This is a genomic window from Bradyrhizobium iriomotense (assembly GCF_030160715.1).
GTDB lineage: Bacteria > Pseudomonadota > Alphaproteobacteria > Rhizobiales > Xanthobacteraceae > Bradyrhizobium > Bradyrhizobium iriomotense.
Window position 1 is genome coordinate 1 of the sequence record NZ_BSOW01000003.1, and the last position, 14,202, is coordinate 14,202.

At 65.4% G+C, this 14,202-nt stretch carries 16 protein-coding genes and 1 pseudogene; 12 read left to right on the top strand and 5 right to left on the bottom strand.

The window, feature by feature from the left end; genetic code table 11:
- Together QQL28_RS04490 and QQL28_RS04495 are read left to right on the top strand one after the other, a co-directional pair.
- A pseudogene (locus QQL28_RS04490) lies at positions 1-269 on the top strand (DUF308 domain-containing protein); the annotation flags it as partial.
- Between the two features lie 8 nt (positions 270-277).
- Positions 278-691: a Ros/MucR family transcriptional regulator gene (locus QQL28_RS04495; protein WP_284261572.1), complete on the top strand. Its 414-nt coding sequence runs from the start codon at positions 278-280 to the stop codon at positions 689-691.
- A 7-nt stretch (positions 692-698) separates the two neighbouring features.
- Here the strand turns inward: QQL28_RS04495 and QQL28_RS04500 are convergent, their stop codons facing one another.
- Together QQL28_RS04500 and QQL28_RS04505 are read right to left on the bottom strand one after the other, a co-directional pair.
- Positions 699-1,127: a SufE family protein gene (locus QQL28_RS04500; RefSeq protein WP_284261574.1), complete on the bottom strand. Its 429-nt coding sequence runs from the start codon at positions 1,125-1,127 to the stop codon at positions 699-701.
- Positions 1,128-1,196: 69 nt separating this feature from the next.
- The gene (locus QQL28_RS04505) at positions 1,197-1,631 is read right to left on the bottom strand and encodes a DUF5330 domain-containing protein (RefSeq protein ID WP_284261576.1); all 435 of its coding nucleotides are present in this window, start codon (positions 1,629-1,631) and stop codon (positions 1,197-1,199) included.
- A gap of 387 nt (positions 1,632-2,018) precedes the next feature.
- On the opposite strand from QQL28_RS04505, the gene QQL28_RS04510 reads away from it, so the two are divergent.
- The 3 genes from QQL28_RS04510 to QQL28_RS04520 all read left to right on the top strand — a co-directional run bounded on the left by QQL28_RS04510 (position 2,019) and on the right by QQL28_RS04520 (position 5,151).
- Entirely contained in the window at positions 2,019-3,869 is a 1,851-nt protein-coding gene (locus QQL28_RS04510) for a sensor histidine kinase (protein ID WP_284261579.1), read from the top strand.
- Positions 3,862-4,590, top strand: a complete 729-nt coding sequence (locus QQL28_RS04515; RefSeq protein WP_284261581.1) for a peptidoglycan-binding domain-containing protein — start codon at positions 3,862-3,864, stop codon at positions 4,588-4,590. The genes QQL28_RS04510 and QQL28_RS04515 overlap by 8 nt, the downstream gene beginning before the upstream one ends.
- 216 nt (positions 4,591-4,806) lie before the next feature.
- Positions 4,807-5,151: a DUF1491 family protein gene (locus QQL28_RS04520; protein ID WP_284261583.1), complete on the top strand. Its 345-nt coding sequence runs from the start codon at positions 4,807-4,809 to the stop codon at positions 5,149-5,151.
- A gap of 4 nt (positions 5,152-5,155) precedes the next feature.
- Here the strand turns inward: QQL28_RS04520 and QQL28_RS04525 are convergent, their stop codons facing one another.
- On the bottom strand, positions 5,156-6,130 hold the full coding sequence (locus QQL28_RS04525) for a DUF2336 domain-containing protein (RefSeq protein ID WP_284261586.1): 975 nt from the start codon (positions 6,128-6,130) through the stop codon (positions 5,156-5,158).
- A 254-nt stretch (positions 6,131-6,384) separates the two neighbouring features.
- Here QQL28_RS04525 and QQL28_RS04530 point away from each other — a divergent pair, with 254 nt between their 5' ends.
- From QQL28_RS04530 to QQL28_RS04560, 7 genes are all read left to right on the top strand, one after another.
- Positions 6,385-6,573 (top strand): hypothetical protein, encoded by a 189-nt coding sequence (locus QQL28_RS04530; RefSeq protein WP_284261588.1) that lies wholly within the window; start codon positions 6,385-6,387, stop codon positions 6,571-6,573.
- An 18-nt stretch (positions 6,574-6,591) separates the two neighbouring features.
- On the top strand, positions 6,592-7,353 hold the full coding sequence (locus tag QQL28_RS04535; protein WP_284261590.1) for a hypothetical protein: 762 nt from the start codon (positions 6,592-6,594) through the stop codon (positions 7,351-7,353).
- Between the two features lie 190 nt (positions 7,354-7,543).
- On the top strand, positions 7,544-10,945 hold the full coding sequence (locus tag QQL28_RS04540) for a CHAT domain-containing tetratricopeptide repeat protein (RefSeq protein WP_284261592.1): 3,402 nt from the start codon (positions 7,544-7,546) through the stop codon (positions 10,943-10,945).
- A 35-nt stretch (positions 10,946-10,980) separates the two neighbouring features.
- Positions 10,981-11,421 (top strand): hypothetical protein, encoded by a 441-nt coding sequence (locus tag QQL28_RS04545; protein ID WP_284261594.1) that lies wholly within the window; start codon positions 10,981-10,983, stop codon positions 11,419-11,421.
- Positions 11,422-11,425: 4 nt separating this feature from the next.
- Positions 11,426-11,623 (top strand): hypothetical protein, encoded by a 198-nt coding sequence (locus tag QQL28_RS04550; protein WP_254096259.1) that lies wholly within the window; start codon positions 11,426-11,428, stop codon positions 11,621-11,623.
- A gap of 2 nt (positions 11,624-11,625) precedes the next feature.
- Positions 11,626-12,390: a hypothetical protein gene (locus QQL28_RS04555; RefSeq protein WP_284261599.1), complete on the top strand. Its 765-nt coding sequence runs from the start codon at positions 11,626-11,628 to the stop codon at positions 12,388-12,390.
- Positions 12,391-12,528: 138 nt separating this feature from the next.
- On the top strand, positions 12,529-12,918 hold the full coding sequence (locus tag QQL28_RS04560; protein WP_284261601.1) for a hypothetical protein: 390 nt from the start codon (positions 12,529-12,531) through the stop codon (positions 12,916-12,918).
- Between the two features lie 122 nt (positions 12,919-13,040).
- Here the strand turns inward: QQL28_RS04560 and QQL28_RS04565 are convergent, their stop codons facing one another.
- Both QQL28_RS04565 and QQL28_RS04570 read right to left on the bottom strand, forming a co-directional pair.
- Positions 13,041-13,625, bottom strand: coding sequence for a DUF1254 domain-containing protein (locus QQL28_RS04565; RefSeq protein WP_284261603.1), 585 nt, complete (start codon positions 13,623-13,625; stop codon positions 13,041-13,043).
- Positions 13,622-14,200 carry a DUF1214 domain-containing protein gene (locus QQL28_RS04570; protein ID WP_284261605.1) on the bottom strand — a complete coding sequence of 193 codons (579 nt, stop codon included), beginning with the start codon at positions 14,198-14,200 and terminating at the stop codon, positions 13,622-13,624. Before QQL28_RS04570 ends, QQL28_RS04565 begins: the two co-directional genes overlap by 4 nt.
- Positions 14,201-14,202: the final 2 nt, after the last annotated feature.

Consider the following 14,202-nt stretch of genomic DNA (forward strand, 5'->3'; position numbering starts at 1 on the left):
CGCCGGAGGCACCTCCGCCACGCCGCCCGCCGCCACCGCCGCCGCTACGCACACCCTCGACGTCAACAGAGGCTGCGCCGCCGCCACCCGAGCCGCGCCCGGCGCCACCGGCCGAGCAGCCGGCCGTCACCGTGCTCAAATCGGGTGTCGTCGACGGGATGGCCTATTCGCTCTATTCCGACGGCTCGATCGAGGCGCAGATGCCCGAAGGCATGATGCGCTTTGCCTCGATCGACGAGTTGCGCACGCATCTCGACCAGCGGTCCTGAGGTCTGCCGTGTCAGATGTGCCGGGTAAAAACTTCATCGAACTGACGGCGAACATCGTTTCGGCCTATCTCAGCAACAATCCGACACCGGCCGCCGAGATCCCGAACCTGATCAGCCAGGTCCATGGCGCGCTGGTGCGGGTCTCCTCGGGTCGGACCGAGGCGCCGCTCGAGCCGGCCAAGCCCGCGGTGTCGCTGAAGAAGTCGATCGCGCCGGACTATCTCGTCTGCCTCGAGGACGGCAAGCGCTTCAAGTCGCTGAAGCGCCATCTGCGCACCCAGTACAACATGACGCCCGAGCAGTATCGCGAGAAATGGGGGCTGCCGGCCGACTATCCCATGGTCGCGCCGAATTACGCGGTGGCGCGCTCGCAACTGGCGAAGAAGATGGGACTGGGGCAGCAGCAGCGCAAACGTAAATAGCGCTGCCTCACGAGGCCTCGGCGAGCGCCTCGCGGGCATCCGTCCGGATGCGGTCGACCATCGAGCGCAGGCCGTTGGAGCGCTGCGGCGTCAGGTGCTCGCGAAAGCCGAACTCGTCGAACACCGCGAGCGCGTCGGTCGCGAGAATTTCCTGCGGCGTGCGTCCCGAATAGAGGGATAGCAGGATCGCGACCAGGCCGCGCACGATATGCGCGTCGCTGTCGCCGAGATATTTCAGGATGGGAGCGTCGTTGCCGCGATCGATCCGCTTGGACAGCCAGACCTGGCTGACGCAGCCCTGCACCTTGTTCGCGGCGGAGTGTTCGGCCTCCGGCATCGGTTCCAGGGTGCGGCCGAGCTCGATGACGTACCGGTAGCGGTCGTCCCACTCGTCCAGAACCTCGAAATTGTCCCTGATTTCGTCGATCGTCGTCATGATGGCCCGCACTTCAATCTCAGGGCCAATATAGGGATGCAACCGGTCGAAATCGATAGGTTTCGATCCCTAATTCGCCGTCTCGGGCCCGCGCCATTCGAGCGTCAGGTCGTCCTGGGTCAGGGTGTCGCGCGGGGCTGTGCCTGTGTTGAGATCGGCCTCCGCCATGTTGCCGATCGAGCCGGTGTGGTCGGGCGCCTTCTTGTCGCTCTTGTCGTTCTTTTCGTTGGTGATCTGGTTCTTCTTGTCGGTGATGATCTGGTAGAGCTTGCGTGCTCCGTCCTGCGCGCGTTGGCCGATCACGGTTGCCGCCTGTCCCCCGACCTCGCAGGCCGCAGGCTGGCGCTTGCAGAACTGGCTCATGTCGGAGACCGCCGCGGTCGCGGCCGACACGGCCTCGGCGGCGCCGATCGGCGGCACCTTCTCCGATTCGGGAGTCTTGTCCCGCGGCAGGAGCACCAGCACCAGCCCGAGCCAGAATGTGATGCGGAGCAGAAAACGCATCTTGCGACCTGTGTGTTAGATCCAGCCGGCGGCACCCCCCGCGGGCTTTCGACCTAGCAACTCTCGATAAATCGCAAGTGATTGCGTTGAGCTTAATTCGGCGAAAGTTTGTGTGAGATTTGAACGATTCGAAAGGCTCGTAAATTTTTGATTGATGCGGAGCCCGCGATTGCCCGTTCGCGCCCTTCCACCAATTCGAAACCATAAGGCGATGGATGCGGAAACCCCGCGTTCACCATCCGCGCGAATGAAACCGTCAAATCGCGTAAAAGTGGCCACGATCATACGGTGTTCTGCCGCATGAGCTATCGCCTTAGGGTTCGTTTAATGTCGCTCTGACACGGTGGCTCAACGACAAGGAGGCGTTCCGGCGCGTCTTTTCGATGCATGAGCCGAAGCGCGAGACCCGTGACAGTTTTGAGTATCATCCGCGATTGTCTCGATGCGCTGCTGCATCCCTCGGCACGTTATGACGCGCTGACGCGGGCACGCCATCGGGCTTTCATGGCCCCCAGGCTCCTCGGCAGCCTCGCCGCCTTTGCCGCATTTCCGATTTATCTCGCCATGCGTGGCGCACCCAGCGCGATCGAGGTCGCGGCCTTCGCCTGGCTGATCGCGCCGATCCTGCTGTCGTGGTTCCTCTCGCGCACCGGCCGCTATGAAGGCGCCCATGTGCTGTCGTCGCTGGCGCTCGCCGGATTGATCATGGCGGTGGCGGTGACCACGGGCGGCATCGAATCCTTTGCCGCGGTCTGGCTGGTCGTCGTTCCCTTGGAAGCCGCGCTCTCGGCCTCGCGCCGTGTTGCGGCCTTTGCTTCGGTGCTGGCGCTGTCCTGCGCAGCGCTTCTGATCCTGTCCGGTCATCTCGACTGGTTGCCGCTCGACCAGGCCAATGCGGCCGAACGCGGCGTGTTCACGGCGTTCGGCGTTGCGTCCGCGACGCTCTACGCGGCGGGTCTCGCCTTCGGCGCCGAATCGCTGGCGCGCACCAGCGTTGCGCTGCTGTCGCGCGAAGAGGAGCGTTACCGCCTGCTGGCGCGCAACATGAGCGACGTCATCTCGCGGCATCAGCGCAACGGCGCAGTCCAGTTCATCTCGCCGGCGGTCGAAGCCATGCTCGGCCTGCCGGGCGCCCAGCTCACGGGTCACGGCCTGTTCGACCGCGTCCATGTCGCCGACCGCCCGGCCTATCTTACCGCGCTGTCGGACGCCGCGCGCGGCGACGTGCGCAGCGTCGAGTTCAGGCTGCGGCGGGAGATCGGCAGCAGCGAGCGCGGCCGGGTCGATTTCATCTGGGTCGAGATGCGCTGCCGGCCGCTCGACCAGGATTTGGGCCGCGACCTGACGTGCGAGCCCGAGGTCGTCGCCGTGATGCGCGACATTACCGATCGCAAGATGCAGGAGCAGGCGCTCGACCAGGCCCGCAGCGCCGCGGAAGCGGCCGATGCCGCCAAGACGCGCTTCCTCGCCACCATGAGTCACGAGCTACGCACGCCACTCAACGCCATCATCGGCTTCTCCGAGATGATCGCGCAGGAGCAGGCCCTGATGCTCGGTCCGGCCCAGCGCAAGGAATACGCAGAGCTCATCAACGATTCCGGCCAGCACCTGTTGTCGGTCGTCAACGGCATCCTCGACATGTCCAAGATGGAATCCGGCAAGTTCGAGATTTCGCCGGAACCGTTCGCGCCGCGCGCCGCGCTGTTGCATTGCTGCAACCTGCTGGCGTTGAAGGCGCGCGAGAACGGCATCGATCTCATCACCGATGCGCCGCAGGATCTGCCCGTGATGACCGGCGATCCGCGCGCTTTCAAGCAGATCGTGCTCAACCTCGTCTCGAACGCGATCAAGTTCACCGAGCGCGGCGGGCAGGTCACCGTCGCCGCCACGGTTTCGCCATCGCACCTCTTCCTTCGCATCAGCGACACCGGCGTCGGCATCGCGCCCGACGATCTCAAACGGATCGGCGCGCCGTTCTTCCAGGCCGGCAAGACCTATCAGCGTCGCCACGAAGGCACGGGTCTCGGATTGTCGATCGTGAAGAGCCTCGTCGCCTTGCATCTCGGCGAGTTGACGATACAAAGCAAGCTCGGCGAGGGGACGGCCGTCACCATCAAGCTGCCGCTCATCTGCGCGCCGTTGCAAGGCAGGCAGAGCGAAAGCAAGATCGCGACGTTGATGCCCCCGCCGCGCCATGATGTTCTGGACCAACCGGCTTTGGTGAAGAAAAGTGCCTAGAAAATCTGCAAGGGATGAGGATGCTCCGCGCCGCCGTGGCGCCAAGGCGGCGGTCGTCGACGTCGAGACCGAGCGCAATCTCGCGATGCGGATCCTGCTGCACAGCCCCAAGGATACGCTCGCCGGCCTCGTCGCCTTCGCCGCAGTCAGCGCCATCGTCGCCAACGCGCTGTTCCTGCAAACCGGCCGCCATCCGGCGCCGATGTTCGGCACCGTGATCAATTTGCCGGCGCCGTCGGCCGCTGCGTTGTCGAACCCGCTGCCGCGGCCGCGCCCGCTCGCCGCCGATTCACTGCCGCTCGAGCCGAAGCCGATGGAGTTCCGGGTCGCTGAGCCCAAAGTCGCTGAGAAGCCGCCGGCGCCCGAGAGGGCCGCCGAGGCAACGGCCTCGACCTCCGGCCCGACTTCGCGGTCCGCCGATCCCCTGACCAATCTCGTCAAGGCCACGACGACAGCGCCGACGTCGCAGTCGGTCGTTGTCGCGCGACCGCCGGCGCCGATCCCGGCGCAGCAAAGCCCCGCCATGCGCCGCGTCGCCGCCGTGCAGCGCGCGCTCTCCGAATATGGCTATGGGCAGTTGAAGGTGACCGGCTCGATCTCCGGCGAAACCCAGGCTGCGATCCAGAAGTTCGAGCGCGAGCACAAGTTGCCGGTCACCGGGCAGGTTTCGGACCGCCTGCTGCGCGAGCTTGCGGCCGCGATCGGACATCCCGTCGAATAGAGCGTGCATTTCGCGCTGGCGCCACGAGTCGTGGCTGATGCTTTGTAGGCAACCCGACCCCACACACTCGTCATTGCGAGCGAAGCGAAGCAATCCAGAGTGTTTCCGCGGCGGAAGTCTGGATTGCTTCGTCGCTACGCTCCTCGCAATGACGAGGAGGGACTGTTGCCGTGCGGACACTGGTGCTGCTTCCGCAGCTGGCCTATCGTCCTGTCCATGCGATTGAAATCGAACATATGGGTGGCGGCATATTTGCGCCGCTGCCAGACTGAAGGCGTGTTCGGCGCGGTGCGCCGGCGCGGCGCCGAGGAAGCCGGGGCGGTGTTCGTCAAGGTGTCGCTGCTTGACGGCAACGCGATGCTGTACGTGCCCGCGCCGCAGACCGTCTATGAGGACGGCCGGCCGGTCGATCGTTTCTTCGTGCCGGCGGCGCCGCAACCCTTGCCGGAGCCCGCGGTCGAGGAGCGCCTCACCAAGGAAATCCGCTTCGATCCCGACGCCTGGATTGTCGAGACCGAGGACCGCGCCGGGCGGCATTTTCTGGAATTGGCGCGCGCTTGAGGATCTACCGGTCCGATCCGCCGGTGCCTGTCCGCATCGGCGGGATCGCGCCGGGCTGCACCGAAGGTCGCGGCTGGCTTGCGGCGCCGCGCGCGCGCTGGCGTTCGCCGTCGTAGAGCGACGACTGATATTTTGCGCGCGTTACCGCCAGCGTCGAGCCGCGCCAGGCGGCGAGCATCACCAGTGCTGAGCGATCGCTGAGGCGGTCATAGAGCCGCGACAGCCGGTAGACGGTGTTCACGGAGGTCCCGATCTCCGGCTTGAAGAACAGGAGGATGCGCTGGAAGTTGGGGCTCGGCATGTCGAGTGCGCGCGCGGCGACCGCAAGCGCCTCGCCGCTGGCATCATCGACGATCTGCGCGGCGACGCGCGAGGGCAGGATCAGGCTCTCGCCGAGCTCCAGCGTGAAACTCTCGGTGTCCTCGGCATAGGCCGCCCACTCCAGCGTCTGGATCGCGCGAATGGCGCGGGCGGTCGGAATGCGGGGCGCAGCCTTTAGTGGAGTCTGAGCGAGATTGTGCAGGATCAGCGCGCGCTCCGAGGCCGTGGCGCGAAAAAACATGTCGTGGATCTCGGCGGCGTCCTTCGGCTGCATCGCCATGTTCGCGGACATCCGCAGCTCCGCATCCGTCGGCGTGCGGACCGGCAGGGGCGTCACTGACGGGGCGGGGATTTCGCGCGCCAGCGGAATTCTGCGGCCTTCATGCGCGGGCACGAGCCCGAGCTGCAGCATGATCGGCGCGGGCGTTGCGGGATAAATCGCAAGACGGGCCTTGACCGCGGCGCGCGTTGCATCGTCGACCTGGTCGATCAGGCGTGAAGCGAGCTCGACGAATTGCCGCTCCTCGTCGCCACTATGGCTCTTTGCCTGCACGTAAAGGTCGGTCAGCACGCGCAGCAGCGTGGGGCGAATATCGACGCCTTCGCGACGGGACAGGGTAATGAGCCCGTCGAATGCTGGAAATAGCGGCTTGGTCATGAGGCGTACGCAACTCGAGAAAAATCGTCCGCCTCAGCCTATCGCGGGTTGTTTTAAAGGCTCGTTAAGGAAAACGAGATGTGAAGCGGAGCCCGCATTTTGCGCTGTTGTCGTGCCGCAACGGGACGGCGCGTCTTGCCCGTGCGGTTACGGTCCGGCCGGCACGTTTACACCCCGTTAACCATGTGCTGATCTTAATGACTCCCATGTTGTGAGGACCGCCTTCGGTCGCGCGGCAATAGAAGAGAGCTGACATGGGGACCATCATTGAATTTCCGGCCGGTCGCCGGCCGGGCTCATCGGGGGATGTCGCTCCGCTCGCAGAGATGGGGACGGTGTTGATCCTTCCCGTGATCCGCATCGAGCGCGAATCGGACGAGACCAGCGGCGGCCAGGGGCCGGAAGAGGGCACTGCGCCGGGGCGCCGCCGTCGGCGCCGCTGATCATCCGGTTGTCGTGCGATGCCGGACCCACACCACAAGATCCGGTGTTTCGCATCGGCCCTGCTGCTCGCGCTGACCGGTGCGACGCTCGCAGCCTGTAGCGGCGGCGATTTCGGCCGCACCCGCGAGGACATGCGCAGCGACGACATGCACCGCTGGCTCGGCGCCGAGGTGACGGGCAGCCTCGGCATCAGGGCCTCGCAATTCCAGCTTACCGACGAGGAGCGCCAGCTTCGCGACCTCGCCTATCCCATGATCGAGCCGCCGCTCTCGCGCCCCGCCTGGAAAAGCGTGTTCGGCGACTACAAGGCGCTGCCCTCGCCCTGGAATCAGAAGATCGTGTTCGACCGCACAATGTACGGCCGCACGCTGATCGACGAGCCGCACCGCTCGCATTCCTCGCGCTATGCGCAGCTCATCGAGGACGTGCGCAACGACATCACGCGGTTCGAGCCGTTCTTCGCCAGTGCGATCCGCGTCATCGATCTCGACAAGAAGCGCAATGCCAGCATGGCCCGCGTCTCCGAGCTCTCGCCGAGGGAGAAGGCCGATGCGGTCGCGCGCATGCAGGAGAACTCGCTGATCGTGCAGTGGGTGCAGCAATGCCTCGAGCAGCGCGTCTCATCCTATCGCTGGGCGCTGGAGCGGCTGGTGATCCAGGCGCCCGACGGCATGGCGGCGGATGCGGACCGCCTGATCGGCGAGCTCGCCGCGCAGACCGCCAATCCACCGGTCGCGGCCCAGCCGCCCTACGGCCGCGCGGTCGCGGTGCGCGGCTAGGACGGCGGTCGCCAGGCTCGGCATTTTGCAACGCAAACGCCATGTCCCACCGTTCGGATGGTTTAGTGACCTTGGCCGGACGGCTTGTGGATTTCTGCTTGTCCTCCAAGCGCGCGTGTCGATAGATTGTGCCTGTTGCATCCGTTCATTTTTGACCAGTTCTTTCAAAAGGCGATCAGGCGCTCCGGCCATGCTCGAAAGTCATTTGAATTCCCTCCCGTTCCAAGCCATCCGTAACCTGCTCGCGACCGGTCTCCTCTTGGGATCGACGGTCTCGACATTCGCGCTCACGCAGGAAGCGGCGCGCGAAAACTGCCGGATGACGGTCGGCAAGCCGATCGTTCATGCCTGCATGCAAGCCGCCGGCGGTCGGAAGGGCGGCGCCGATCTGGAAGCCTGTCGCGCCAAGGCTAAGCCGCAAGTCCATGCATGCGTGCTCGCTGCGCTCAATGCCGCAAACGGGCGCGCCAATGTCGCGGTCGAAGTTCCAAAGGAAATCGCGCCCAAGCTCGAGCCGGGGACGGCATTGCCCAAGGGCTTCATCGCGCCGCCCCGCACCATTGCCGACATCACGGCAATCCTCGACAGCGAAAAGCCGGACGTGAAGCTGATCGAGGAGCTGAAATCAGACGCCGATTCGACGCCGACCGGGAAGGAGTCCCGCGAGGCGCAGTTCTATTTCGACCGCGCCAATGCGCGTGCACAGCTCGGACGGCTCGCCGAATCCATCGCCGACGCCAACAAGGCCATGGAAGTGGGGCGAGGCGCTGTCAGCGCAAACATGATGGGGCGGCTGATGCAGCTTGCCGCCGCGCAGTATACCGCCGCCGGCGATCCAAAGCGTGCTTTGGAGGTCACACAACGGCAGTTGCGCGAGGTCGCCAACATGCCGGGCGCCAAGGGATATCAGTTCGGCGCCAACCGTGCTGTTGCTGGCATCCTCATTCAAATGGGAGATATTGCGCAGGCCGAGGCCTATCTGCGGCGAATCTTGACCGGTCTCCAGGAGGCGCGCACCAGCGGTCTGCCGGGATGGCGCACCTCTTACGCGCGGGTCGGACAGAGCTGGGAGTCGGAGCTCGAGACGACCCGCGCAATGATCTTCGAGGCCCGCGGACAGTTCAGCGAGGCCGAAGCCGCCTATCGCCTCGCCGAGCAGCGCAAGCGTGCCGCCATGAAGGGGGTGCTGGATTCCGAAAATCCGCCGGCGGAAACCCTAGTGCTGCAGGCGATCGACAACGCCGTGCTGAGCCAGGCCCGCATGAAGGCGCGACAGGGGCGGCTCGCCGAGGCGGAGGTCGATGCGCGTCGCGCCCTCCTGTCAAGGCTGAAGGACACCGGCAAATACAATCCCGTCACGCCGCGTTACGTCATGGGCCTGGCCGGCATCCTGGTCGAGGAGGGCCGCTACGAGGAGTCCGAGCAATTGGGCCGCGTCGCGCTCGAGATCAACAGGACGGTCGGTATCCCCGATGATTCGCAGGCCACCGTGCAGTTGCTCTCGCAGCTTGCCGGCATCCTGACGCTGCGCCGGAAGACGCCCGAGGCGAACGAGATGTATGCGCGGATCGACAAGGCGATCGCCAATTGGGATCCGCAGCGCCGCCAGGTGTTCGAGCTCAATCCGTCGCGCATCCTCTCGCTCTATGCCTCCGGCCAGATCGATGCCGGCATCGCTGCGGCGGAAACGTTGGTGAAGAAGCAGGTCGGTCGGGTCGGCGAGAACCATTTCGACGCCGCCTCGGCGCGCGGGACGCTGGCGATCGGGCTGATGCGGGCGCGCCGCGATGCGGACGCCATCCGCGAGTTCAAGGCCGCCATTCCGATCATGATGACGAATGCGCGCGAGAACGCCGACGACGAGAATACGACCGTTGTGGCCGCGCGCAGCCAGCGGCTGCAGACGATCGTCGAGAGCTATTTCCTGCTGCTCGCACGCGCCGAGGGCACCGGCAACGAGGTCGGCGAGGAGACCTTTGGCCTTGCCGATGCCATTCGCGGTCGCTCGGTGCAGCAGGCGCTGGCTGCCTCCAGCGCGCGTGCGGCGGCAAAGGATCCCGCGCTCGCCGAGCTCGTGCGCAAGGAGCAGGACCTGACCAAGCAGGTCAACGCCCAGCTCGGCACGCTCAACAACGTGCTCGCGCTTCCCTCTGCCGAGCGCGACGAGAAGGGCGTTCAGCAGATCCAGGCCTCGATCGCGGCCTTGCGCGGTGAGCGTGACAAGGCGCGGCAGGAGATCAAGCAGAAGTTTCCGTCTTACGCCGATCTGGTCTCGCCGAGGCCGCCGAGCGTCCCCGAGATCCGCGCAACGCTGGCCGACAATGAGGCGATGTTGTCGTTCTATTTCGGCCAGAACGGCAGCTTCGTCTGGGCCGTCCCCAAGTCGGGTCCGGTGGCCTTCGCTGCGATCAAGGCCAGGAGCGGAGACATCGAGACCAAGATCCGCAAGCTGCGCGAGGCGCTCGAGCCGCAGGCGGCGATGATCTCGGACATTCCTCCGTTCGACCTCAAGCTCGCCTATGAGCTCTACGAGCTCCTGCTGAAGCCGGTTGAAGGCGGCTGGAAGCCGGCCAAGAACCTGATCGTCGTCACCAACGGCGCGCTCGGTCTGCTGCCGCTTTCATTGCTGCCGACCGCCCCGGCGGAGGTCGCGCAGGATGACGACCCGCTGTTCGTCAGCTACCGCAACGTGCCATGGCTTGCGCGCACCCACGCGGTGACGACGGTGCCGTCGGCGGCTGCCTTGCGCACCCTGCGGCAGTTGCCGCCGGGCAAGCCCGGGCGCAGCGAACTGGTGGCGTTCGGCGATCCCTATTTCAACAGGGATCAGCAAGCCGAGGCCGAAGCCATTGACGCCAAGGTCCAGGTTGCGGATGTCGGCGGCAACGTGACACGCGGCATGCCGCTGAAGCGGCGCAACAGTCCGAAACTCGATGGCGTCGACAGCGCCGAGCTCGCGCTGCTGCCCCGGCTGCCTGATACCGCGGACGAGCTGAAGTCGATCGCGATCGCCCTGCAGGCTGACCCGTCAAAGGTCCTGTTCCTCGGCCAGAAGGCGACAGAGAGCGCGGTCAAGACCATGAACCTTTCCGGCTTCAAGATCCTCGCCTTCGCGACGCATGGTCTCGTGCCGGGCGAGCTCAACGGCCTGACCCAGCCGGCGCTCGCACTATCGTCCCCGGCGGTGACGGGCGAGGAGGGGGATGGCCTCCTGACCATGGAGGAAATCCTCGGCCTCAAGCTCGATGCCGATTGGGTCATCCTGTCGGCGTGCAACACCGGCGCCGGAGCAGGGGCGGGCGCCGAGGCGGCCTCGGGACTCGGCCGCGCGTTCTTCTACGCCGGCACGCGCGCGCTGCTGGTCACGAACTGGTCGGTGCATTCGCAATCGGCGCGGCAACTGGTGACGGACCTGTTCAAGCGACAGGCTGATGATCCCAAGATCGGACGAAGCGAGGCGCTGCGGCAGGCGATGATGGCTCTGGTCGACGGCCCGGGCTATCTTAACGGCGAGGGCAAGACCGAATTTGCCTATGCGCATCCACTGTTCTGGGCGCCGTACACCATCATCGGCGACGGCGGGGTGCGCTAGCGAGACGTGGTGCAAGGAAGGGTTGAGCGAGGATGATGCGGAAGACGTTGCTCGGGCTCGTCGCGGCAGGCCTCTTGAGTTCGGGGGCCGCGCAAGCGACGCAGTTGATCACGGAAGACGAAGCCAAGCTGCCGCCGCCGAAGGGGGCCATTACGACCGATCGACGCGGCATTTTGCGCGGGCCGAAGGTGGAGGTGGTCTCGCCCAGCGATTCCGTCAGCTCGCCGCTGCGGTTGCAGCTCAAGTTCGAGTCGTTCGGCGGGGCGAAGATCGATCCCGACTCGGTCAAGGTGATCTTCCTGCGCTCGCCCAACGTGGACCTGACCGCGCGGGTCAAGCCCTTCATCCAGGCCGACGGCATCAACATGCAGGACGCTGAATTGCCGCCGGGCGAATACATGGTGCGGGTCGACATCAAGGACAGCGACGGCCGCCCCGGCACCGCAAGCTTCGTCCTGAAAGTCGCGCCGAAATGAAGCGATGAAGTGTCCCTATTGCCAGTCGGACAATGTCGAGAGTGCGCTGGTCTGCGCATCCTGCTCGCGCGACATCGCGGTTCCCGCCACGCTGATCGCCGAACGCGACGATCTCCTGCGCAAGCGAGACCTGCTGCGTGACGAGTTGCGGCGCGCCAGAGCCGAGATCGAGGCGATCATGACCCGCAGGAAGTCGCGCTGACGATGGAGTGCCCCTTCTGCGCCGAGACCATCAAGGATGAAGCCATCGCGTGCAAGCACTGCTCGCGTGACCTCCGCGTCGTGCGCCCGATGCTCGCCGAGATCGAAGAGATCGTCGCCGACCTCGACAAGCTCAGGCGCGATCTCGACCGCGTCAATGCGAGGCTCGAGCGGTACAACAATCCGTTGCGGTATTTTGCGACCCACGCGGTCCTCTACGTCGTGATCCCATCGCTGCTGCTGGTCACCGCGCACGTCCTCGTCACCATCACCTTCAACATCTCGCCCCTGCCGCTGCGGCTGGCGTCGATCGTCATCCCCCTGCTGTTCGGGCTCATGGCTTATCCGCTGCACAGGGTCTCCCTGTTCGGCGCGCTGGTGCTGGGCGTGCTGTCCGCCGCGCTCAGCATCCAGCTGATGCTGACAGTGACAGGCATTCACGACCGCGTCCCGATCCTTCCCGAAGTCTGGGTCGAGTGGCGCGAGGTCTTCGAATATGGCGCGAGCATCCTGCTCGCGTTCCTGTCCGGCAACATCCTGGGCGTCGTGATCTTCCAGGTGCTGCCGCGCGTGCTGACCCAGGGCGGCAAGCCCAACGCGTTCGCCTTCAGCATGGCGCGCCTGCTGGGCCAGCATGTCGGCGAGGAGCAATTGCGCCGCAGAGCCCGGCTGATCCAGAACCTCATGCAGACCGTCGGCCCGCTCGTCGGCGTCGCCGCCACCGCGGTCGGCTCGATCTATGCGGGCTTGAAGGGGATCCTTGGGTAGGGCGGTTGGCGACCTATCCACGCTGGTCGCCTCTCTTCTCTTCGCTTTGGTCAGTGACGATGCGGGCCGATCCGCTGCGAAAGGGCAGCGTTGTTGCCGCTTGCGATGCCTGAACCAACGACGAGTCGATGAAGACAAATGTTCATCGAGATCGCATTGAGATTCGCTGCTCAAACGTCGCTCGATACAAGCCTCTTGGATACTTCACATCACGATGGAGGTAGTCCCATGCCGATCGTTCAATTCACTCGCTTCAAAACCGACAAGCCCGAGGAAATGACCAAGATTGTCCGGCAGGCGAAGAAGATCTTCGAAAAGCACGGCGCCGAATTTCTTCGGCTGTCCCGCTTCCACACCGGACATTGGGCCGGAGAGTTGCTGGTGACGACGCGCTACGCCAACTGGGAAGTTTACGGAAAAGTGCAGGAGGCCGTGGCAAAGGACCCGGAGTTCGCACAGGTGATGGCCGACGGATTGAAGATTTCCGAACTACAGGGCCGTAACATCGCCGTCAGCATCGATATCTAGTCGGGACGCCGGTGCGGCGAACCACGTCAAGCGCGAAGGCCGCTGGACATGTTCCGGCGGCCCTCTGCTCCTTTGCATGGGGTTGTTTTTCAGATTTTGGGTAGGGCCTGCAAAACGGCTGTTCACCGCCGGCCGCGCGGGGCCTCGGCCTTGGCGGGGGCGTCGGTCTGCGGCGCGCAGCTCGCAGCCGCCAGCGAGGCCTGCGCTTGCGGCATCAGGCCGGGCTCGGCGGCGAGCGCCTTCATCACGATCAGGCCGGTGGTAGCAGGGGAATCGATGATCAGCCGGTCGGCCGCGGTGACCTCCTCGTCCTCGGGCAGCGCGTTGTGCTGGGCTTCCGTCATCAGGTCGAGCTCGATGACCTTCTTGCCGGCGGAGCGGTCGTTGATCGCGTAATAGGCGATCTCGTTGCGGGTGTAGAACGACACCGAGGTATAGGCCTGGCTCACCGGCACCCTCAGCTTCAAGGGGCCGCCCGACAGGTCGTAGCGGCAGATCGCCAGCGCAAAGGCCGGATCCATGAACGGCATCGGCGAGGTGTTGGGATCGGCAAGCGGAAGCTGCGTGACGGAGTTTTCCTTGGTCATCGGCGTCAGCCGCGAATAGGCGTCCTGGGTCGCGATGCGCGGCAGCGCCAGCACGCTGACGAGGTGAACGACGAGGCCGAGCAGGATGCCGGCGAGGATGGTGAATGCGAGCCGGATCATGGGCAGCCCACCATCGCGATCTGCGGCATCGGCGCGTCGCGCTGGGTGCGCGTGGCAACGCCCACCGGCGTGTCGTAGAGGCGGAGCATCAGTGCGTAACGCTCGATGCCGCCGGTCGGCAGCCAGTTGCCGGAGCGGGAGCGCGAGGCGATGCGGATCTCGAACGTGCCGTCCGACTGCCGCACGATCTCCTGGCTGGTGAAGCCGTAGCGCTGCAGCGAGTTGGCGACGAGATGGCCCTTGCGGTCATAGAGCGTCAGTGTCCAGAACCGCGCCGGCGGGGTCACGCCGGAGACGATCACGTCGCAGCGGCCGTCGAGCGCCTTCTTCTTGTCGTCGGTGGTCGCGGTGAACGCGACGCCGTCGCCGGTGCCGATCGGCAGCTCGCCGTTGCGGACGATGGTGGCGCGCGAATAGGGGTCGACATCGGCCGTGCCGGTACGCGGCCGCGCCGTCCAGGCACCGATGGTGAGCGCCCCGATGTCGGTGCCGCGCGTCGTCGTCATCCAGGTCGCGCCGACGCCGACCGCGGTCGCGAGCAAAAGGGCCGTCAATGTGATGATGATGAGCCGCACGG